Genomic DNA, 21,504 nt, shown 5'->3' on the forward strand with positions numbered 1-21,504 from the left:
TGCCCCTCATGTGCAGGGCTTTGCCCCGGCATATAAGAAAAGGGCCGCCGCGAACTGTCGCGACGGCCCCCCGATTTTGGATGTTAGTTGGTGAGCCAACCGATGACTGTGTCTTCGTTATCCGCCACCCACTGCCGGGCGAAGTCAGCCGCTTCGACATTGTCGACAGCCAGCGCCTTACCCATCGCGCTTAGGTCGTCGCCCTCCATCTGGTAGTTGCGGAACAGGGCCGCCACTTCGGGATAGCTTTCCTCCAGCTCCTTGGCGTAATGCAGATGGAGTGTCGCGCCATTCCATGCCGAAGATGCCTCAGACTTGGCCAGCCAATCCGGATCATCGGTCGGCTGAACGATGGTCCATGTGGCCGGATCATGCGCGGGCTCTTCCAGAACTGTCAGGTCCTGCGTCACAAAGATGTAGTGGGGGCTATAGCAGAACCCGATCCACGGATCGCCTGCCTTGGTCGCGTTGGCGAGGTTGGCATAGGCAATTGTCTCTTCATACTCGGTCAGGTCGAAAACCTGGTCATAACCGTAAGACTTGGCCCGAATTTTCTCAACCACGGTCGAGGCCCAGCCCGGCGCGCCGATCCAAACTTCTGGCGTGCCGTTACCGTCCGTGTCAAAAATCGCTATCTTGTCGGGGTCGCTCAGATCATCAATAGATTTGATGTCGTGCTGTTCGGCGATATAGGTCGGAACGCACATACCCTGTTCGGCTTGCACAGGGTTTTCGTTCATAACGACTGTGCCGTTATCCTTGACGTATGTGTCATGCAGGTTTTGCTGGTTCGGCATCCAGACCTCGGGGTGCACGTGCATCGACCCGCTGTCCATAGCCTCAAATACAATTGGGTTGGTTCCGTTCTGCAATTCCACATCAAGGCCTAGGTTTTCCTCGATAACGACTTCTAGGATATGCGCGGTGGCATTCACCGATGCCCAGTTCGGCACACCGATCACGATGTCCGCAGCAATGGCAGGACCGGCTGCGACAACTGTCGCGCTTCCCAATAGCGTGGCTAGTTTTTTCATCAGGTTTCTCCATGTTGGGCGTTCACGGTGCTGTTTTTTGTCCGATCTGGGTCGGTGTCGCACTTTGCAAACAGTATCAAAAAGCAGTAGCTTTCCGGTTTTTTTGACCAACGGCTTGAGGTGCCGGAATGGTAGGAAAACTCAAGCACGCTTGCGCGCCGCCCATCAAGCGTTACGTAAACCAAAACAGCGTATGCGAAATTATCATATATTTGTTTCGGTTTATTGCGATTTGACAACTTCGGATTCTGTGTAAGCCTCGGGCAAAGCTTCGCTGCGCCGATACAGGCCATCGAAAAAAGCACGCGCAAACTCAATATTCAAATAGCTCACAACCGAATGAATTCGCCACTGGAAACTGAGTGCCAGCCCGACCAAGTGGGCGGTAAACACGTTGAAAATTCCGAAGATCGAGACAGATTAGTTATGGTTTGAAGCCCATTTGGCCCAGTTATTCGCAGAGGTAGACGATGTCGCAGCCTGATATTCATCTTTACACCGCTGGAACGATGAACGGATACAAGCCCGTCATCTTCTTGGAAGAAGCGGGCGTTCCCTACGACCTGACGCATATCAAATTCTCAAAACAGGAACAAAAGGCCCCGGACTATCTGGCGCTGAATCCCAACGGCAAGATCCCTACGATCTTTGATCGGTCAGAGGGGCGTGCGATCTTTGAAAGCGGCGCAATCTTGTGGCATTTAGCCGAAAAGTACGGAAAGTTCCTGCCAACCGATCCGGTCAAACGGTCCGAGGTTATGCAATGGGTCTTCTTTCAGGTGGGCCATATTGGTCCGATGATGGGTCAGGCCATGTATTTCCAGCATATCGCGGCCCCGAACGGCCACGAAGAGCCGTTTTCGATCCGCCGCTATGTCGACGAAAGCCGCAGGTTGCTTGAAGTCATGAACACCCGGCTGGAAGGGCGCGACTGGATCGCCGCGGATGAGTACACAATCGCTGATATGATGCTTTACCCGTGGGCGCGCGCCTATGTCTGGGCCCGGGTCGAGGTCGATGGCTTGCCGTATCTGAATGCCTGGTTCGAACGCATGGACGCACGCCCCGCTGTTCAAAAGGCGCTGACAATACCCAAGGCAAATCCTCAGTTCTGGGACGCGGCGGCGGACGCATCGGCCTTTGCAAATGAAAACGCAGCGCGTTTTGCCGGAGATGTAAAGTCAGGCTCGGACTAGGAGCCGTGCGACAGAATAAATTCGGTTGTCGCATTGGTCAGATCAGGAAAGCGGGACCGTTCGCTTACATACAAATAGACCTGCCGTTGTTCCGGCAGGTCTTTGATCGGACGGAACGCCGTTGCTTCAGGAATGTAATCGGCGACGGTCTGCGGCAGAACCGTCACCCAATTCCCTGTCCGGACCATAGTGATCAAGGAATGTGTGTTGTGAATGGTGATGTCGGCCTGTCCGATCGCCTCATGAAAACGCGGCGACTGGATCAAGTCACACAGCGCATTCCGAATGAACGGCACCGATAGGATATCGTCAATCACCAGCGGGCTAGTTTGTGTCATCAAGGGGTGGTCCACGGCGCAGACAAGGCCAAACCTGTCTTCAAACAGCGGCAGAGCCGTCACACCGTTCAACGCATGGTGCCCCGAAGCAATGCCTATATCAGCCTTTCCTTCGGTCAACGCGTCCAGCACTTGCGCGGTATCCGTATCCCGCAGTTCGACCTTCACGCCCGGAAAATTCTGCGTCATGTGCTGCAAAACTTTGGGAAATACGATTGCCGCCACCGATGGCACGGATACGATCCGCAACAATCCGTGTTCAGCGTTCACAGCGGCTTCGATATCCAGAACCGCCTGATCGAACTGACGCAGTTGCTTCAGGCTCAAGTCAAACACCTGCTTACCCAGCGGGGACAGGCGGTTTTTGCGCTCACCTTCGAAGAGCTTCTTACCAAGATGATCTTCAAACTGCTTCAGCGTCATTGAAACGGCGGACTGGGTTCTACCCAGCCGATCGGCGGCCTCCATCAGGTTGCCGGTTTGCGCCACGGTGCAAAAGCACCGCAATGTCTCAATCTTGATAGGCATACTTCAGTTTTTCTGAACTTTAATCAATTTATTTGAATTTGACTGATACCTCAAGGCCCCCGCACTCTAAGCGCGACCAAAATACGACTCTGGGGCGCATTGTGACCAAATTGAACCTGATTGCCGGCGAATGGCTGGCAGGTGAATCCGAAATCGAGAACCGCAACCCATCGGACTTGAGCGATCTGGTTGGCACTTTCGCGCAGGCCAGTGCAGATCAGTTGGACGCCACGCTGGACCAGGCGCGTGCCGCGCAGGTTGAGTGGGCTGCCTACCTTCCCGAGCGCAAGCAAGCGGTTCTGAACACCATTGGCACCGAACTCATGTCCCGGGCTGAGGAACTGGGCACGCTACTGTCGCGCGAAGAGGGCAAGCCACTGGCCGAAGGCAAGGGCGAGGTTTATCGCGCCGGTCAGTTCTTTAGCTATTACGCCGCTGAATGCCTGCGCCAAATCGGTGAGAACGCCGACTCTGTCCGCCCCGGCGTTGAGATTGACGTGCGGCGTGAACCCGTGGGCGTTGTCGCCATTATCAGCCCGTGGAACTTCCCCACCGCGACTGCTTCGTGGAAGATCGCACCGGCGCTGTGCTATGGCAACGCAGTGGTTTGGAAGCCTGCGAACATCACCCCGGCCTCAGCCGTAGCGCTGACCGAAATCATTGAACGGCAGGACATCCCCAAGGGTCTGTTCAGCCTTGTGATGGGGTCAGGGCGCAGCATCGGTCAACGATTTGTGGAAAGCCCCAAGGTGAACGCGATCTCTTTCACCGGATCGGTGCCTGTGGGCAAGGGCATTGCCGCCGCTGCCATTCAGAATCTGACCAAGGTACAAATGGAGATGGGGTCCAAGAACGCGCTGGCCGTGATGGACGATGCCGATCTGGATTTGGCGGTGACACTGGCGCTAGGTGGCGCATTCGGCGGCGCCGGGCAGAAATGCACGGCCTCGTCGCGTCTGGTCGTTCACGCACGGGTCCACGATGCGTTCGTCGAAAAGCTGATCGACGGGGCGCAGGCCATGAAGGTCGGCCACGCGTTGGAGGATAGCACCCAGATGGGGCCGGTCGTCAGCGAACAGCAGTTGCAGGAAAACCTCGCCTATGTCGAGCTTGGCAAATCCGAAGGCGCAGAACTTGCCTGTGGCGGCGCGCGGCTGGAGATGCCTCATAACGGGTTCTACATGTCGCCGGGTGTGTTTCTGAACTCCACCAACGACATGCGCATCAACCGCGAAGAAATGTTCGCGCCGCTGACTAGCGTCATCAAGGTCGGCAGCTATGATGAGGGGCTGAGCGTCGTTAATGACACCAATTTCGGCCTGACCTCGGGCATCGTCACCCAAAGCCTTGCCCGCGCTACCCATTTCCGCCGCAACGCGCGCACCGGGGTTGTCACCGTGAACCTGCCCACCGCCGGAACCGACTATCACGTGCCCTTCGGCGGGCGCGGAGACAGCTCTTACGGCCCGCGCGAACAGGGCAAGGCGGCAGCGGAATTCTACACCACAGTCAAAACCGCATACATCAGCGCCGGGACGCCGGCCTGATGCGCATCGACGGGCTGCAATACGCCAACTGGTCGGAAAAAATATTCCGGCAAATGCGCGAAGGCGGTGTGGACGCGATCCACGTCACCATCGCCTATCATGAAAACTTCCGCGAAACGGTTCTAAACTTTGAAAAGTGGAACCGCTGGTTCGAACAATACCCGGGCCTGATCATGAAAGGCCGCTGGGCCAGCGATATTGACCGGGCGCGTGAAACCGGGCGGACGGCGGTATTCTTCGGCTTTCAAAACCCCTCGCCCATCGAAGACGATATCGGTCTGGTCGAAATCCTGCACGATCTGGGCGCCCGTTTCATGCAGCTAACCTATAACAACCAGTCCCTTCTGGCGACCGGGTGTTACGAGGCAGAAGACACCGGCATCACCCGCATGGGCAAGCAGGTGATCAAAGAAATGAACCGCGTGGGCCTTGTGGTCGACATGAGCCATTCCGCAGACCGTTCGACCATCGAGGCCGCTGAGATTTCGGATCGTCCGATCGCCATTACGCATGCCAACCCACATGACTGGGCCCCCGCGCTGCGCAACAAGCGCGATGCGGTGATCCGGGCCGTGACGGAAAACGGTGGGATGCTGGGCTTTTCGGTCTACCCTCATCACCTGAAAGACAAGTCTGCCTGCACAGTAGAGAGCTTTTGCGAGATGATCGCCCGCACTGCCGACAAATTCGGCGTTCAGCATCTGGGGATTGGCACCGATCTGTGTCAGGACCAGCCGGACAGCGTGGTCGAATGGATGCGTGTGGGGCGTTGGACCAAAGAGATCGACTATGGCGAAGGCTCGGCCTCGGCCCCCGGTTTTCCGCCGATGCCCGGCTGGTTTAAGGACAACCGCGATTTCGGAAATATCGAGGCAGGGCTGCGCGCGGTTGGTATGAACGAAGATGAGGTTTCGGGTATTATGGGCGGTAATTGGTACCGCTTCTTCAATGAAAATTTCGGACCGCAGGGGAAATGAACGAATCCGGCCAGCATATTGCCCGCAGAGACCCCGCTCAGGTCATGCGCCTGTCGCGGCTGGGGTCGCTGCACCAATGCCGCCTCAGCTTTATGCGGCAGTTGACGCGACGCATGGCGCGCGAAGAATGGACCTTTACCCGACCTGCTTTTGACATCGACGCAAACGGGGTCGGCCACGCCGTCTATACCGCACAAGGCCCGGACCATGCCTATTCGCTGGTCGCCTTCGCACATGACCTGCCCCCCGAAAAACGCTCTGACCGGGTGATTGCCGAAGCTTGGGATGCCACTTTCACTCTGTTCGACGGCGTTCCGACCGCGCAGGATATTGAACGCCTTTCCCAGAATGTTCCTTTGCAGGAGGCTGGCCGCGTCAGTGAGCACGAGCTGTCACTGTCGCGCGCAAACCGTTCTGTGCGCCTATGGGCACATGTCGTCGACAGGCTGGCCGGTGGTCAGCAACCGGACCTCGATCAAATTTACGACGTCGGCTACCTGATGCGCACGACGGCCGTGTACGGCTCTGGCAAATTCGGCGCGGCGGACCGGGAAAAAACCGCTGGCCGCCCGGAATTTAACGCCCCGTTCCAGACCGAAATGCTATCGGTCTATCTGACTCGCACATTTGTCCGCGATCTGGTTCAGCACATGGCCCGTGTCAAAGGCGGCAAGAATACAGCCGATCTGGACCCCGACATCGCCCGCTGGCTGGGCATTGGCAATTCGACAGGGCTGGGTATGGCGCCGTTTATCGTTAACCATCCGATCCTGTTCAACAACTGGATCATGGTGCGCGAAGAGGCGATCTCGCGCGTGCGGTCCTTGCCCAGCGCCTCTGACGCGGAAATTGCGCAGTTCCAGAACATTTTTGACCGCAGCACATTGTCGATGTCGTGGTGGCGATCCGAGCATCCTGTCCAAATCAGGAAACTGGCGGCGTTGACCTCAGACATTCAGGCAATCTCGAAACATCTGGACGGGGATGTCCTGACGCAGGACGCCCCGTGGGACCGGCTAATCACATGGGCTGAGGACGCGCTCAGCGAGGAAGGTCAGGAACTTCTCGCGTCGCTGATGCTGGAGCCCTATGGCGATCTGGTGGACGGGTTGGCAAGTTGCATGGCCGACAGCAACCTGAATGCGCAAATCATCGACGGTGCGATGCCGGTGTCCGAGGTCCGCGAACTGATCCTGAGCAACTTTGACTGGGCGCTTGAACTGGATTGGGCGGCCGAGCCGAATTGCGCCCGCGCCTGGTATGTGTCCGAGGAAAAGCTGGAACCCAGATTGGGTGAACGGTTTGAGGAACCCATCGCCGAATACGAGCAACCCTTGGCCCCCGCGCGGGACGCTGCAACGGCGTATAAGGAGCTTGCTGACTGGGACGGCGAGACCCCGATCCGCGAATTCCTGTTGCAGCACCCGGAACATCGGCACACCATCCGGCGCGTACAGATCGGGCGTGTCGCCCCCTACGGAGAAATCCGCGACAATACGATCAGCGCCGATGTCATGCCCATAGACATGTTGCGTGCCAAGCTTTCGTTCTTTGGCGCGACGCATTTCGATCCGCGTTCCGATCGCTGGGTTCGGATCTGCATGTATGCGGGCGCGCCCTATCCCGAAGAATTGTCTGATGACACGGCGGATACTTGGGTCTACCCGGAGCCTGCAGCATGAGTTTTTCGCTAAACGAGATTGAGGCGACCTCCAAACGTGCCGCCCGTGGCGCTGGTTACACTTGGGGGCATGCGGAAGAGGCGGGAAAGGCGACCCGCTGGCTTTGCGCACAAGGGTTGGACGGCGTGGCGGCGCTTGCATCTTTGCTGCAGCAAGATCTGTCGCGCTCGCCCGAAATGCACGTGCCCTGTATTTCTGGCGAAGGCTGGGCCGGAACGGACGTACTGTGTCCGCTTGCTGCAGGGAGCGCGCTTTCAGACAGCGCGTTGGTATTAGAGGCCGCACCGGTCACGTTGACCAATGTTACGACGCCGACCCTATTGCTGCCGTTCGTATCCAACGTGGCACGCATATTGAACAAAAGCGTCGCGATCACGATCGACGGCGCGGAGGCACAAACTGATGGGATTGCCCTGCACCTGACCGGGCCGATGCCGGATCAAGCCCAATCCGTTACTATGCGGTTAGAACAGGTTGCGCCCCCGACCCAACGGCAGCACTCACGCGCAACACCTGATCCTGCGGCTTGGTCCGCTCTGACGGGCTTTGCCCATCGCACCTATGCCCCCGCGACCGAGGAATCCCGCCTACGCGGTGCCGGAGCGGGCCTGTCCGACAACGATTGAAGAGGTTGAAATGGTTGAAACTCGCACCCTGACCCTGACCGAAATCGAAGACCTCGCCTTTCGCGCACTTGTTGCAGCCGGTACCAGCGAGGCCAATGCGCGCCCTCTGGCCATTGCCACAGCCGCAACCGAGGCAGACGGCGTCGCCAGCCACGGCCTCGCCTACATCCCGATCTATTGCGAGCATGTTCAGTGCGGCAAGGTCGATGGAAAGGCCGAACCGGTTCTGTCGCGGCCCCGACCCGGCGTCGTGGCGGTGGACGCTGCCACAGGATTTGCGCATCCGGCAATTGACGCCGGGTTTGATGCGCTGATCCCTGCCGCGCGCGAACAGGGCATCGCGGCGCTTGCCATCCGCAACAGCTATAACTGCGGTGTCCTTGGGTATCATACCTATCGCCTGGCTCAAGCCGGTTTGGTCGGATTGGGCTTTACCAATGCACCGGCATCCATCGCGCCGTCGGGCGGCTCCAAGCCCGTGGTTGGAACCAATCCTTTCTCGATCGCCGCTCCCGGCACGGACGGTCAACCTGCCCTTTTGATCGACCAGAGCGCCAGCACCATCGCCAAAAGCGAAGTCATGAAACATGCCCGTGAAGGAAAGCCCATTCCCGTTGGCTGGGCGCTGGACGCTGACGGCAACCCCACGACCGACCCGAATGTCGGCCTCAAGGGCTCCATGGCGCCTTCGGGGGGCTACAAGGGTGTGGGCGTCGCGTTGCTTACCGAAATTATGGCGGCCGCTTTGACAGGGGCGACCTTGGGCCTGAACGCGTCACCCTTTTCCGGAACGGCCGGAGGGCCGCCCAAAACCGGGCAATTCTTTATTGCCGTCGACCCGTCGGCCACGTCCGACGGCGCATTTGCATCAAGTATCGCCGAGCTTGTCTCGGATATTCGTTCACAAGACGGGGCGCACCTGCCCGGGGACGGGAGGTGCGCCAAACGCATTGCTGCGCAGGAAACCGGAGTAGCTGTCAACGTCACCACGCTGGGCAAGATAGAAGCAATCCTCCAGTGACCGACCTTTACTTTGACCTCACTGGATGAGCCTCAGTTTCTGGATCGAACCTGCGATGGATACGAACGAGTCGATGATCTCATCACCCGTTACTTCGTAGTAATGGGACGGCGATGAGGCGCACGCTTTGATTTCGGCGGCTGCTTGATCGGACGTTTCGAAAGCAACGGCATAGATAATCACGTTATTCGCTTTGGCCAATTCGCACTGCTGCTTGAACAGTTGCAGGTTCGTCGTCTGCGAAGACGTAATGGTCGTGTCTTCCGACGGGCGGGATATCAGTTCCGTCAGACCGTTTTCCTCTTCCATCTGGTCGGTGGGGCGAACCTGCGGGCTTGTGCGGCCGTCCGTCATGATCACGATGTATTTCGAGGTGTCCTCATGATCCCAGTTCAGCGGGCGGTTCGCGAACTCTGCCGGAATTTCACCTGCTGCGCTGAGATGCGCGAAGGCGTCACGTGACGACGGGTCCAGCAATGCCAGCGCGTATTTCAGGCTGTAGTTGGTTCCGGTACCGTCAAACAGGCGCAGATTGTCGATGAAGTTGTTCAGCAGAAGCTCATCGTTCTGGGCGTACTTGATGCTCATCTCATCATCCGGGCACCAACCCCAGTTCTGAGTGGTCTCATCATAGTCCCAGTTCACGAAATAAGGCACCTGAACATTCGACGCCGACGGAAGCTCAGAGGTCATGAAGTCCGAGTATTCCATCTCAAGACAGGACGACACATTGTTTGGAATGGTCGAAACGTAGGAGTAGAACTCGTCGAATTGATATTCCAAGTCCACCTGATTGAATTTGGTAGACCCTTCAGTCGTAACCGTATGATCAAGGCTGAAGTACTCCGTAGTCTGCCTACCGCCTTTGATGGATGCCCCGAGCATCGTAGCAGTTTCCGGCAGGGCCGCAGTTTTGGTGATGATGAAGTCCTTCACGTAGTGATGGTAGGTATCCACGTCATCTTTGTTGAAAAGTTCAACATCATTACCCGGATACCCTTCAATTTTCGCTGAAAAATCCGCAACACCATCACTCGGACTATCTGTGTCGAACCAGAAGACGACGTTCGACACGTCCTGCTCCCATTCCTGGAAGTGGTCTTCTTCGGTCGTTGTCCCAAAACGCTCGCCACCCAAGTATTCAAACATTGTGGCGCCCGGGTTGGTTTGACCTGCGAACGGAACCACATTGATCGAAGTTTGTTTATCAGATTTTTGACCAGTGCTTGGGTCCTCGTTCCTGCTCAGGCTTTTTGTGATGAAAGCCTTGGCCGCTGCCTGCATCAACTCCATGCGGTTGTTGCTTCCCATACTGCCCGAAATGTCGATAACCAGCGAAATTTCGGTATGCGGGGCAGCTTCATTAGCCGCAGATGATACGTTCATCGGCAGCGATTCCACACCGCTGAATTGCATGAAGTTCGTAGAGAACCTTTTCGACAAACTGGCGGTAACAGTACGATCCAGATAGTCATCCTGAACATTGATGCTGTTTTGGTACTCTCCCAACCCGCGCACGTCCAAATGGGCTTGCACAACTTCCGCCGGGTCCAGCTTTTGCTCAAGGCTGGCGGCCGAAAGCACGGCATTATCAAGCGTCCACTGAAGATTGGCGCGGTCGCGCTCATAATTCATGACGTCCACTGCAATGCCCGTCAAAGCAAAGATGGCGAGAAACAGGAACACCGCAAAAATAGTTAACCCACCATCTTCTTGGGTCGCAAAAGATTTTGCTTGTTCCTTAGGCAACAAAAAACGTTGCGATTTCGAAGACCCCCAGACACGTCCTGACGACATTTCGCTCTCCACTACATCAAGATATTTTTGACAAGATGCGGGATGAATTTGCCGTCAAGAAGTCGCCCAATTGGCATTTAGGCTACCCGAAATTAACCGCTAATTAATCAAAGATGAACGGATTTTTTACCCTAAATGAACACACTGAATTGCAAAACTCGCTCTGTAATCGTGAAAATATCTGAGAAATTCAATTTCTCTCGTCATTCGAAATGCAGCATCAAGACATTTCTGTTTCCAGCACATTTTAGCCGGACTAATCATTATTGACGATAAATAGATGTCAGCCAATCAGAGTAAAACCCACTGGCTTTCCTGAACAAATTCGTTGCCAGCCAAGTGCAATAGATTTTATCTTGTTACTGTAATTCCAGGCTATTTATCGAAATGGAAATTCATTCAGAACACGGCCTTTCCGCTTCCGGAATAAACGATCACGCGGCACTCCAACCCTCCAAGCTTCTTGGATCTTCCCAAGTCCAGCTTCGCGCCATAAGCATTAAGCAAATCGACCGCGATCGCCAGTCCCAAGCCGCTGCCTGTGACCGAAGTATCCAACCGCCCCCCGGATCGCAAAGCTTCGCGCCGATCTTCTTCGGTTATTCCCGGTCCGTCGTCTTCTATGCAGATTTCGATGGTCTTAGATTTTGATTTCGCCGACACACGAACCGTGGACTGGCACCACTTCAGGGCGTTATCCATGAGATTGCCCAAAACCTCTTCAATATCCTGCGGGTCCATACGCACCCACAGCCCCGAAGGGCGGGTAACCTCGAATGTTTTGCCTTCTCTTTCCGCCATAGACGAAAACAAACGCGCAAGCCGGTCGATCGAGTTCGACAGGTCCGTCTGCAAATGACTCAGTTCCGCCGTGTTCATGGCCCGCATTCTTGCCAGTGAGCGGCTGAGTTGCGCGTCAATTCTATCCAAGGCCTCTTCGGCAATTTCCGTTTCGGACCCACTTTCGGAAATGTTAATCAATTCGTTGCGCAAAATGGCCGTGGGTGTTTTCAAAGCATGGGCAAGATCCGCAGACTGTCTTCTGGAACCCGCGACAATATCGCGATTTCGGCGCGACAACTGTTTGAGTTCCTCAACAAGCGGCGACACTTCCTCGGGATAGTCTTCCGGCTTCAATCCTTCATCGGTGTCCCAACGATGGGCCACGTCGTTCCTTAGCTTTTGCAAAGGACCCATAATGACCGACACCAGCAGCAGTGAACCCGCAACGCCAATCAGCCCAAGCAGCGCAAAGGCTGGCAACAGGCTGCGCTGTGCTGCGCGCCTTTCTTCAAAAAGTTGCGCGCGGCTTTCAGCGACGCTGACCCCCCAGACTGTTCCGTCTTCGTATGAGATTTCCTGATAAATACTCCGAACAGCCTCACCGTCCGGACCTGCCGTATTCCACAGGGCTGGTTCCTCTGACGCGGCCTCGGGTTCGGCCAATGTTTCGTCAAACAAAGAAGACGAGGTATAGATTTCACCGTCGCTTCCTGTCACTTGCCAGTAGCGCCCTGAATAGGGCGCACCATAGGCCGGATCAAACATCAAACCGCGCAGGGCATCGGGATTTTCAGTCGTCACGCTCAGACCAACCACAAGTTGAGTATGGCGGTCGCGAAGAGCGGTATCAAACTGGTCCGACACTCTTGCGTTGATATAGGAAAACACGGCCAGAGTGCTCACTCCGACGGACACGGCACCGGATAGAACCCCCCCCAACAATGCCCGCTCACGAAGTGAAAACATCATTCGCTGTCGATCATGTAACCTCGGCCCCGGACCGTTTTGATCAGGTCGGAACCCAGCTTTTTGCGCAAGCGCGTAATGAAAACGGCAATCGTGTTTGAATCCCGATCCCCGTCATATTCATAGATATGTTCCGAGAGCTCCATTCTGGAAATCAGGCGACCACGGTTGTGACAAAGATAGCCAAGGACCGCAATTTCCTGAGCGGTCAATTCAACAGGGACCCCTTTGACGGTCACGCGACCGTTCTTTGGATCCAGAACCACATCACCCATTTCGATCAGGGGATTAAGTTGCCCACTTTGGCGACGCAGAATTGCACGTATTCGCGCGGCCAATTCCGGCATGTGGAACGGTTTGACCATATAGTCATCCGCGCCGGCGTCCAAACCATCAACGCGATCACTCCAGCCGTCTCGGGCGGTCAGGATCAAAACGGGGGTCTTAACGCCTTCGTCGCGCCATTCGCGCAGAACCGAAATACCGTCCCGCTCTGGAAGGCCAACGTCCAGGATGATGACGTCGTAAGGTTCAGTTGACCCCAAGTGAAGGGCTTCCATTCCGGTGCGGGCTATATCAACCACGCGCCCTTCAGCATTCAGGAGCTTCTTTATCTGAGCGCACAGGTGCGGCTCATCTTCTGCCAGTAATACTCTCATGCGAAAAAGTTACAGGTATAGTCGCAATTGTTCATCAATTATCTTCTTCCGCCACCACTGTTTCCGTTTCCGCCACCATTGCCGCCGCCACCGTTACCACCACCGTTGCCACCGCTGTTTCCACCACCGTTGCCACCGCTGTTTCCACCACCGTTGCCACCGCTCTTGCCACCGCCACTGTTTCCGTTTCCGCCACCACCGCTGTTGCCACTATTCCCGCCGCTATTTCCGTTTCCACCACGGTTGCCAACACCGCGATTTCCTGAAAATCCATTCAGGTTGGCCTGGGCTTTCGCGGTTGCCGAGTTACCAAGATTGGATCGCGCCGCTTCTTTTATTTGTTGGCCCACGCGGGACTTGTTCGGCACCACTACCCCGGTCTTTGCGTCCACTATCACACTGATAATGCTACCATTCGGCTTTTTGACCAAAATACGGTAATAGACCCCGTCGGCTTGAAATGCCCGAGCATCAACCGGGGTTCCGCCGATTATTTTCTCGACACCTTTGATTACGTTTTTCAGACGAATTGCACCACCTGATCTAGTGACTTTACGCAGTTCAGAATGCTTAAGTTCGCGTGGCGCAGCATCCCCCTCTCCTACAAGGAGAAGAGAAGCACAGACCACTATCGCAATATGCTTCATCATCGACGTCACTCAAAATCGCGCTCGAGAGCGTAAAGCCTAAAAAAAACAAAGTGAACCGCTGATTAACAATCGGTTTCGCCTGTGTTCAGCCTACATCAGTTCAAATGAGAGCATCAGGTGATTCTGTTACGATTGACTACGTTTTTGAAAAGAGATTTGCACGAGAGCTCAAAATGAGAACCAAAACCGCCCGCCTTCTGAAAGCCACATCAATCGCAATTGCTCTTATGGGGTCTGTTGCAATCGTGGGTGTGATTTCCGTTCCAGATGCCGCCATCGCTAAAGAGGGCAAGGGCAATGGTGGCGGCAACGGTAACGGCGGCGGTAATGGTAACGGCGGCGGTAATGGGGGCGGTAATGGTAACGGCGGCGGTAATGGGGGCGACAAAGGGAAAAGCGGCAGTAAAGGCGGCAGCTCCGAGAATGGTCGCAAGGGCCAAGGTGCAGCCGGGGCGAATAAGGGCAAGGGGTTTGGCCTTTCCGGCCGAGGTTTCGCCAAGACGAATGGCTCAGGCTCGAAGTCAGGAACAGGCAAAGGCTTTTCCCTAAAGAGCTTCTTTGAAGGCAACAAAACAACGAAAGCTGGCCGCAAAACCACTACGACACAGTCGAAACCTGCCAAAAATGTAGAAGTAACCCATTCTATTCGCCCAACCGCCCGCACGACCGGGAATAAGGCCGCTGCCCTGTTGGCAGCCCACCCATCGGAGCTGGGCGCGCTAAACGCCGCGAATGCAAGCGAAACCGCGTTGCTGAACGCCTCACCAAACTCGCGCGTGGGGCGGATAGCTGCGTACCGTGATACGGTTCTTGCAGGCGAGGAACTGCGCGAAGACCTGCAGGAAGCCCAAGATTTCCTGGACGACCTCGAGGTTCCGGATCGCTCCATCGAAAAGATCGAAGATGATCTGGAAACCGCTCTTTCCGAGGTACAGGAAAACAAGAACATCGTTGATGACCTCCAGAAGCAAGTGGACGAAACCGACGATCCAAGCGACGAGTTGCTGGGACAATTGGAAACCGCACAAGGTGAATTGGACGAGTCAATTGAGGAGGCTCAGGACCTTAACGATGAGCTTCAGGCGGCCAATGAATACGAGGACGCGGTAGAAGAGGTCGATGATTTGACTGAGCAAGTTGAAGCACAACCTGAGCTAGAACGTGAAGCATTAGAGAACGCTGCTAACAAGCCTGTAACCGACGAAGTTGAGGCAACGGTCAAGGCCATGCTTGGCCTCGAATAAATTCTGAACTCCTTGCCCAAATACTCACGGAGGCAACGAGTGCCGGGCCAGCCTATACATCCACCTACATGAACTCAGGCTGGCCCGGATACCCGAACAAGAATTTTTACTGGAAGCGACTTCATTTTATCGAAGCGCGCATATTACTTACTCTAGAAGCGAAGAAAGCCCGCCCCAAATAGGGGCGGGCTTTCACTTTGCTGACCACATCTGCATTAGAGCATTGCGACGATCGGCGTTCGTACACGCAAAAATTACTCAATGGCCACTCGCGAGGTTCTAGCGGAACTGAGGGCAATCAATGGGTTCTCATGAGAACGTGGTGCCCGGGGGCGGAATCGAACCACCGACACGAGGATTTTCAATCAGTCTGGTTTGACCCACATCCCGCCACAAGCCGCCTCATCCAGCAACATTAACTTCTTGGCTTGGTTGCGTTTCTGACGTGCAAACCGCCACATCCGACCACACGCCGCCACACTCAACAACGGAGGTTTGTGTCACCCATACGCTACCCAAGCGTGTTGTCCCACCCTAAGCGGACATTTGTGCAATCCGTAGCTAATGGTTGCTTCGAGCCCAGAGCTGACTTCGTCGAAGTCCGCAGCATCGGTCGTCAATTGCGGATCAAAGGCATTCTCTCTATATGCCACCTATACCGCTGTTTGCGCCTTATCGCAGTCAACAAGCTTAGTCATTCAGATCCGCAATGCTGGCATAGGCAAGACGGTTGAAGGCGGTCATGCCACCGCTGAAAGACCAAAAAGTCCAGCCAAGTCTCCCTGTGAGGTTTTCCGTAGGCGCCGAAAGGAATTTCTGAATTGTGAGTTTTGATCTTGCTTAGCTTAACAAAGCGGCCATTCACTCGGCTCACGTCGAACTTCTGCTCAGCGGACGAAGCTGCCATTTGGAATATGCTTCGGAATGACTGCTGTCAGCCTAAAGCGACCATTCACGGCTACTCTACGCTATAGTTTGCCCAGTCATACGCTGCGATAGCTTTTTACGTGATTGCTACTTTCTTAGTGGAGCACTGCGCTGTGTTGCGATTTTATACTGCGATAGTCAACGCGCGTTTTTCAGGCAATCAAATCATACTTGCATCATTGACTGAGGCGTGCCCTGTTCCCGTATTCTGACGCAGTACGGTGTCCTACGGAGGCATATCATTCAACTAGCCAGCGCCAGTTCGGGTCCGCGAAAAAACTGGGAAAAATCGAAAACGTCTGCTTCGTAAGGGCTAAATTGAACTCACGACGAAAAGCCGCTTAGTGGAGGAACAAGGGTGCCAATCAAGTTCGATGGAGGATTGCTTTCTTGGAGTACCGCGTTTGCAATATGTACAACAGCTGTACTCGTCGTACTGCTTGGCGATCAGGTCCTTGAGTTAGGTGGTATCGCGGCAGTCGCGGGGTTTTCAGCTGGTTTTTTAGGGTCTGTCTTTTCTAGTCTTGTTTCTAACGCCAGAACGTTTGCGATGGTGCTGGTGAGCATACTGGTATGCACACTCTTCCCGCTTCAGTGGATCGCCTTTCTGTGTGGTTTTGTCTTGATCAGCTGGGCTGCTTTTGAAGGGTACAAAAACGGTGGATTTGCGACAGTTCCTGCATTGAACGGATTGCTCTTGTACCTACTGATCCCACCCGACGAGCGTATCGCCGTTCATGTTTTGGTTTTTCTGGCCGCGGCAACAGTCGGTAGTTTGCTCAGCGTACAGCTTAACTTGGCGGGATCAGCAATACGACCTCCCATGTCTTTCAAGGAAGCAATTTCTGTCTGGCTATTCTTAATTGTCGGCATGAGTTTGACGTCGTTTCTCGCTCACGTAATCGGAAACCAAAAATCCTATTGGCTTTCATTGCTGTTCGTATTCCGCGTCTTGGCTCCACTTCAAAAAGTGCCTGATGCTGCATTGCGGTTTGGTGTTGGCGTGGCGCTTGGATCTTTGGCAGCCCTATGTTTCGAGTTCAGCGGTTTGTCTCACCAAGTCTTATTGATCCTCGGGTTTGCTTCCGCTGTCATAGGCGTACACAGAATAGGTGGTAACACGTTATGGACCGCGATGTTCTTTACGATTGCCACTCTGTTGGTGACGGCCCCAAGTATTGAGTTTGCTGTCTTCCGTATAGAAGCCGCGGTGATGATAGTCCTCTTAGTCGGAGGACTGTCTTTCCTGATCAGTTGGTGTTGGGAACAGATCGAAAGCTGTTCCGAAAGCTAAATCTGCATGGCAACAGAGAGCAAAACTCAAGTCTCCAATCTTCCTGGAGACCGCGCTCGGCAGCAATGTTGTCGCGACTCTGGACGCATTTGACTTTGCAGCGCAAAAAACAGTCAATCAGAAGACCCCCAAAGATCGGCTGATCAGACTTAAGCAGACAATCAAAGTATCAATTCCACATTTTAGTGCCTACGCTGCCAATGTATGCGTCCAGGAGGATTTTGATGACCCACTTTCCTTTAACGAAACTTGTAATCGCAATTGCCACTTTGGCGTCACTTTCCGTCGCGCTTGCAGCTGAGGCCTGCACCTATGTACGGCTCACTGGAGCGGATGGTTCGCAACATCCTGGCCGCACCATGGAGTGGGGTACATTCGACATTAAGCCAGGATTTTCTGTTATCCCACGTGGACATGAGCATAGTGCGATGACGATGCCGGATGGATCCGATGGCGCAAAATGGAACGGTAAATACGGCTATGCAGGCGTTAGTCTGTTGGAGCGTGATGGTTTCTTTGGCGACGTGATCAACGAAAAGGGATTAGTCATGAACCTGCTTTACTTCCCAGGCTTCGCGGAATACCAGCCCTACGATCCAGCACAGGCGGCTAATTCAATCAGCGCGACCGACTATATGACGTACATGGCCAGCCAGTTCGCAACCGTGCAGGAGGTCATCGAGGCGACAAACCAAGTCCGGATCGTTCCTGTGATTGAGCCATCGCTTGGTTTTGCTGCACCAGTACACGTGGTGGTCTCGGATCCATCTGGTGATGAGATCGTAGTTGAATACATCAATGGCGAGCTTCACATTTTTGAAGAGACAATTGGGGTCATGACAAATTCCCCGCCCTATAACTGGCACCTGACCAACCTGAGAAACTATCTCAATCTGCGTCCGGTCAATTGGCCCGACATAGAAGTAGCTGGGCTTACTGTGGGCGGAATTGGTTATGGAACTGGATTGCTCGGGCTTCCCGGCGACTATACCCCACCATCCCGCTTTATTCGCGCAACAGCATACAAAGAAACGGCCCGAGAGACACAAGGTGCTTACGACACGACTCTTGAGCACTTCCGCATCTTGGGGCATTTCCAATTGCCTTTGGAAACCGATTTCTCTGATCTACCGGATGGGTTGGATCCGATCCGGTACGGAAGTACGCAATACACCGTGTCTTTCGATACAGCCAATATGCAGGTCTACTATTTTACGGATGACGAAGCGCGGGTTCGTAAGTTTGATCTCAAACAGATTGAATGGGACACACTTTCAGAACCTATGACGAGAACTCTCCGTCGCGGCGGCCCGCCTCAGGTCGAGGAAGTGATGTTCGACAACTGAAATCGGTTCTTCTGGACTGGGCAATTTGATTTTGCCGTACAACTAACCTTTTTGGCATAAAGCGAGCGTCACAGTGTTCCGGGAGACGGAAAGCCGCCGCGCGGGTCACTAAGGATCGGGGGCGGAAAAGTGTTACCGTTCCGCTTAATCTTCTGGTTTTTCCGTAGCAAAGCAACATCTTTGCCAAAAACCAATGCAATTGTAAGCTGCCGTGCATGCACGCCATTCGTCGAGGAGAGTTTTGATGAAGTCAGTACTGTCGCTCGCATTGTGTTTCATCGGTACTGTGGCAGTGGGACAAAACGACGTCGAACGCACCGTGATAACCAACGTTCACCTCTTCGACGGCGTCAGCGATGAACGGTTTGAAGACGTCAATGTTCTGATCGAGGACCATCTCATATCCATGATCTCAGCAGACGCGATTTCTGCCGAGGGTGCTACTGTAATCGATGGTAATGGCGGGACGCTAATGCCTGGGTTGGTCGACAACCACGTGCATCTTTCGATGGTGACCGTGACAATCCCAGATCTCTTGTTTGGTGAGCCAACCTATCCGCTGGTCCGTGCCGTGCGGGACGCAGAAGAGATGTTGATGCGTGGGGTCACGACAGGTCGTGACATGGGAGGCAACATATTTGGTCTGAAGCGGGCAATTGACGAGGGCGTCGTTCCCGGCCCTCGCATCTACCCATCCGGGCGCTTTTTATCGCAGACTTCTGGACACTTCGATTTTCGGACCAAAACCGAAACGCACCGGGCATTCAGCGGAATTGAACCAACCGGCGACAGGCTCGGCTGGGTGTTTACGGTAGATGGAGTTCCTCAAGTGTTGGCTGCTGCTCGAGAGAACCTTCGTCTTGGCGCTTCACAAATCAAGATTGCCGCGGGTGGTGGTTATTCTTCTCCAACAGATCCGCTGCTGTCCACGCAATTCACATTTGAAGAGATGAAGGCGGCGGCAGATGCAGCAACAGATTTCGGAACTTACGTGACTATGCACGCCTATACCCCGGATGCCGTCAATCGCGCCATCGACGCTGGGATAAAAGACGTCGGGCACGGGCAATTACTTGATCGGCCAACTCTGGAACGTATGGCCGAAGAAGGTGTCTTTCTAAGCACGCAGCCATTCACGGTCTGCAACGAACCGCAGCTTGATGCGTTTTCCAACTCTAAACTGAATACGGTCTGCCAAGGGACGGCAAACATGTATCAAATCGTGAGTGAGCTACCCGAACTGAACGTTACTTGGGGAACTGACCTGTTCAATGTGCCCGACGCGTCAGATCAGGTGCAGCAGCTAGAGCGATTGCTACCTTGGTTCGAGCCCGTAGAAATTTTGAAACAAGCGACAGGCAATGCGACAGCCCTTCTAGCGATGAGCGGAGATAAGAACCCTTATCCAGATGGACCAATTGGGCGAGTTGTGGAGGGCGGATACGCTGACCTACTGATCGTTGACGGAAACCCATTGGAAGATTTGGCTGCGGTCACAAATGCAGACAATATCAAGTTGATAATGAAGAATGGCGAGGTCTTCAAAGATACTTTGGAGTAGGATGGTGCAGTTTCCGTCGATTGGACTCTCAACGTGGGTTACGATTGCATTAGCGCTTTCGTGCTTGTTTTCGCCGATCCCTGTGCAAGCGTTGGAACCGCACGACCAAATCGAATGGAGCGAACTGGTCGATGTCGAAGCTCAAAACTTTGAAGATCCGTTTACTGAGCTCGACTCAACGCAGCTGTTTCAGCTTTCTGAGATCGCTCGTATCAGACAGGACGCTACAGAAGGATCCATTGAAGCTCAGGTGATGCAAAAGGCCGAGACACGGCTTGAAGAACTTGAAGGCAAGCTGCGGGCTCAAGGTGTGGATGTCGACTGGCTAATCTCACAACGTTGGATCGTCGCGGAACGGCGGCACAATGCTTATTGGCGCGGTAATGCCGAATTGCGAAACAAGCGTGTCAGCCTTGTGGGTTACGTCGTACCAACACTGCAGGTTTCGACAGGGGCATGGGTTGCATTTTTTGTTCCACAAGCTGGGATGTGCAGCCATCTTCCGCCTCCACCCCCCAACCAACTTATCAGAATCGAGGATGCGAAGACGGAGGAAATGGTGTTCAGTCGGATGGAGCCTGTCGAGATAATCGGAACTCTGATCGAAAATAGATCGACTGAATTGGTCAACGTTGTAGACGGCCTACTTGAGATGAACAGCGCTTGGTTGCTTGAAGCTGAATCCCTCGTTCGCGTTTCTACTTCCCAGCCAGCAATGCTAAGGCCCGGAATTCTGAGAAAATAGACTTCTGCTACGACCTGTACCCAAGACTTTGCAATGTCCGCTCTCTGCGTATTGCCGGCATGGATTCAAGGTGCAGCAATTTGCACTTTGGGCTCGAAGTGAACATTCGCTGCGCCAGGCATGAATGACGGCTCCGCGGGACAAAGCCGTCTCAGGCCGGCGCTGCAGATTTCGCATTTCCACCGACAACCCACAAACACAACACCCCAAGCAAAACCTCTATCGCAAATGCGGCAAGAATGTTTTCGGATGGCCAACCATCGAGGACGAAACTGATTGTCCTGCCCACGGCGAAAGCTGAGAAAACCGTGGCCCCAAGCAAGGCTGAGGCCTGGACTAACTTTTGGTAAAATGCTCCGCACAAAATGATCAGGCCAAGTACCGCGAGATTGGCAGCAGGTGCACGCAACTCGCTCATCAGGTTTGGCTGCGGCGAGAGTACGATGCCGTAGTTGGCGTAGAAAGACCGTGGGTCCAGAGTGATGGCCAGACCTATGGCAAATGCCGTTAATCCGGACAGACCTAAGATAAGTCTGCGTTTAAGTTCAAGTTTCATGTTTTTCTCCAATGTCCTTTGGCTTGG

At 54.4% G+C, this 21,504-nt stretch carries 18 protein-coding genes; 11 read left to right on the forward strand and 7 right to left on the reverse strand.

Annotated features, from left to right (window positions below):
- Nucleotides 1–83 precede the first annotated feature (83 nt).
- Nucleotides 84–1,034, reverse strand: a complete 951-nt coding sequence (locus GOV88_RS17820) for a glycine betaine ABC transporter substrate-binding protein (RefSeq protein ID WP_171123474.1) — start codon at nt 1,032–1,034, stop codon at nt 84–86.
- A 470-nt stretch (nt 1,035–1,504) separates the two neighbouring features.
- Here GOV88_RS17820 and GOV88_RS17825 point away from each other — a divergent pair, with 470 nt between their 5' ends.
- A complete protein-coding gene (locus tag GOV88_RS17825; protein WP_171241263.1) occupies nt 1,505–2,230 on the forward strand; it encodes a glutathione S-transferase family protein in 726 nt (241 codons plus the stop codon).
- Here the strand turns inward: GOV88_RS17825 and GOV88_RS17830 are convergent.
- Nucleotides 2,227–3,096: a LysR family transcriptional regulator gene (locus GOV88_RS17830; protein WP_171123478.1), complete on the reverse strand. Its 870-nt coding sequence runs from the start codon at nt 3,094–3,096 to the stop codon at nt 2,227–2,229. The genes GOV88_RS17825 and GOV88_RS17830 overlap by 4 nt on opposite strands.
- A 101-nt stretch (nt 3,097–3,197) precedes the next feature.
- Between GOV88_RS17830 and GOV88_RS17835 the strand changes: the two genes are divergently transcribed.
- Genes GOV88_RS17835 through GOV88_RS17855 form a run of 5 tightly spaced genes read left to right on the forward strand, consistent with a single transcriptional unit; the run spans nt 3,198 to nt 8,949 of the window.
- Entirely contained in the window at nt 3,198–4,643 is a 1,446-nt protein-coding gene (locus GOV88_RS17835) for an aldehyde dehydrogenase family protein (RefSeq protein ID WP_171241264.1), read from the forward strand.
- Entirely contained in the window at nt 4,643–5,620 is a 978-nt protein-coding gene (locus GOV88_RS17840) for a membrane dipeptidase (RefSeq protein WP_171241265.1), read from the forward strand. The genes GOV88_RS17835 and GOV88_RS17840 overlap by 1 nt, the downstream gene beginning before the upstream one ends.
- Complete coding sequence (locus GOV88_RS17845; protein WP_171241266.1) at nt 5,617–7,302, forward strand: hypothetical protein; 1,686 nt, start codon at nt 5,617–5,619, stop codon at nt 7,300–7,302. Before GOV88_RS17840 ends, GOV88_RS17845 begins: the two co-directional genes overlap by 4 nt.
- Nucleotides 7,299–7,928 carry a DUF3726 domain-containing protein gene (locus GOV88_RS17850; RefSeq protein ID WP_171241267.1) on the forward strand — a complete coding sequence of 210 codons (630 nt, stop codon included), beginning with the start codon at nt 7,299–7,301 and terminating at the stop codon, nt 7,926–7,928. The genes GOV88_RS17845 and GOV88_RS17850 overlap by 4 nt, the downstream gene beginning before the upstream one ends.
- Before the next feature lie 10 nt (nt 7,929–7,938).
- Complete coding sequence (locus GOV88_RS17855) at nt 7,939–8,949, forward strand: Ldh family oxidoreductase (RefSeq protein WP_171123487.1); 1,011 nt, start codon at nt 7,939–7,941, stop codon at nt 8,947–8,949.
- 18 nt (nt 8,950–8,967) lie between these two features.
- Here the strand turns inward: GOV88_RS17855 and GOV88_RS17860 are convergent, their stop codons facing one another.
- The 4 genes from GOV88_RS17860 to GOV88_RS17875 form a co-directional block, all read right to left on the reverse strand.
- Nucleotides 8,968–10,746: a Tad domain-containing protein gene (locus GOV88_RS17860; RefSeq protein ID WP_171241268.1), complete on the reverse strand. Its 1,779-nt coding sequence runs from the start codon at nt 10,744–10,746 to the stop codon at nt 8,968–8,970.
- Between the two features lie 399 nt (nt 10,747–11,145).
- Nucleotides 11,146–12,498: a HAMP domain-containing sensor histidine kinase gene (locus tag GOV88_RS17865; RefSeq protein WP_171241269.1), complete on the reverse strand. Its 1,353-nt coding sequence runs from the start codon at nt 12,496–12,498 to the stop codon at nt 11,146–11,148.
- On the reverse strand, nt 12,495–13,154 hold the full coding sequence (locus GOV88_RS17870) for a response regulator transcription factor (RefSeq protein ID WP_171123494.1): 660 nt from the start codon (nt 13,152–13,154) through the stop codon (nt 12,495–12,497). The genes GOV88_RS17865 and GOV88_RS17870 overlap by 4 nt, the downstream gene beginning before the upstream one ends.
- 38 nt (nt 13,155–13,192) lie before the next feature.
- Nucleotides 13,193–13,804 (reverse strand): PepSY domain-containing protein, encoded by a 612-nt coding sequence (locus GOV88_RS17875; RefSeq protein WP_171241270.1) that lies wholly within the window; start codon nt 13,802–13,804, stop codon nt 13,193–13,195.
- 104 nt (nt 13,805–13,908) lie between these two features.
- On the opposite strand from GOV88_RS17875, the gene GOV88_RS17880 reads away from it, so the two are divergent.
- The 5 genes from GOV88_RS17880 (at nt 13,909) to GOV88_RS17900 (ending at nt 20,921) form a co-directional block, all read left to right on the forward strand.
- Nucleotides 13,909–15,048, forward strand: coding sequence for a hypothetical protein (locus tag GOV88_RS17880; RefSeq protein ID WP_171241198.1), 1,140 nt, complete (start codon nt 13,909–13,911; stop codon nt 15,046–15,048).
- 1,285 nt (nt 15,049–16,333) lie between these two features.
- Entirely contained in the window at nt 16,334–17,269 is a 936-nt protein-coding gene (locus tag GOV88_RS17885) for a hypothetical protein (RefSeq protein WP_171241271.1), read from the forward strand.
- A 224-nt stretch (nt 17,270–17,493) separates the two neighbouring features.
- Nucleotides 17,494–18,615: a linear amide C-N hydrolase gene (locus GOV88_RS17890; protein WP_171241272.1), complete on the forward strand. Its 1,122-nt coding sequence runs from the start codon at nt 17,494–17,496 to the stop codon at nt 18,613–18,615.
- A 244-nt stretch (nt 18,616–18,859) separates the two neighbouring features.
- Nucleotides 18,860–20,176 carry an amidohydrolase family protein gene (locus tag GOV88_RS17895; RefSeq protein ID WP_171241273.1) on the forward strand — a complete coding sequence of 439 codons (1,317 nt, stop codon included), beginning with the start codon at nt 18,860–18,862 and terminating at the stop codon, nt 20,174–20,176.
- Nucleotides 20,177–20,180: 4 nt separating this feature from the next.
- A complete protein-coding gene (locus GOV88_RS17900) occupies nt 20,181–20,921 on the forward strand; it encodes a DUF3299 domain-containing protein (protein ID WP_171241274.1) in 741 nt (246 codons plus the stop codon).
- Nucleotides 20,922–21,072: 151 nt separating this feature from the next.
- Here the strand turns inward: GOV88_RS17900 and GOV88_RS17905 are convergent, their stop codons facing one another.
- Nucleotides 21,073–21,477 carry a DUF4345 domain-containing protein gene (locus GOV88_RS17905; protein WP_171241275.1) on the reverse strand — a complete coding sequence of 135 codons (405 nt, stop codon included), beginning with the start codon at nt 21,475–21,477 and terminating at the stop codon, nt 21,073–21,075.
- Nucleotides 21,478–21,504 lie beyond the last annotated feature (27 nt).

Origin of the sequence: Ruegeria sp. HKCCA5491 (assembly GCF_013034565.1) — a bacterium.
Lineage (GTDB): Bacteria > Pseudomonadota > Alphaproteobacteria > Rhodobacterales > Rhodobacteraceae > Ruegeria.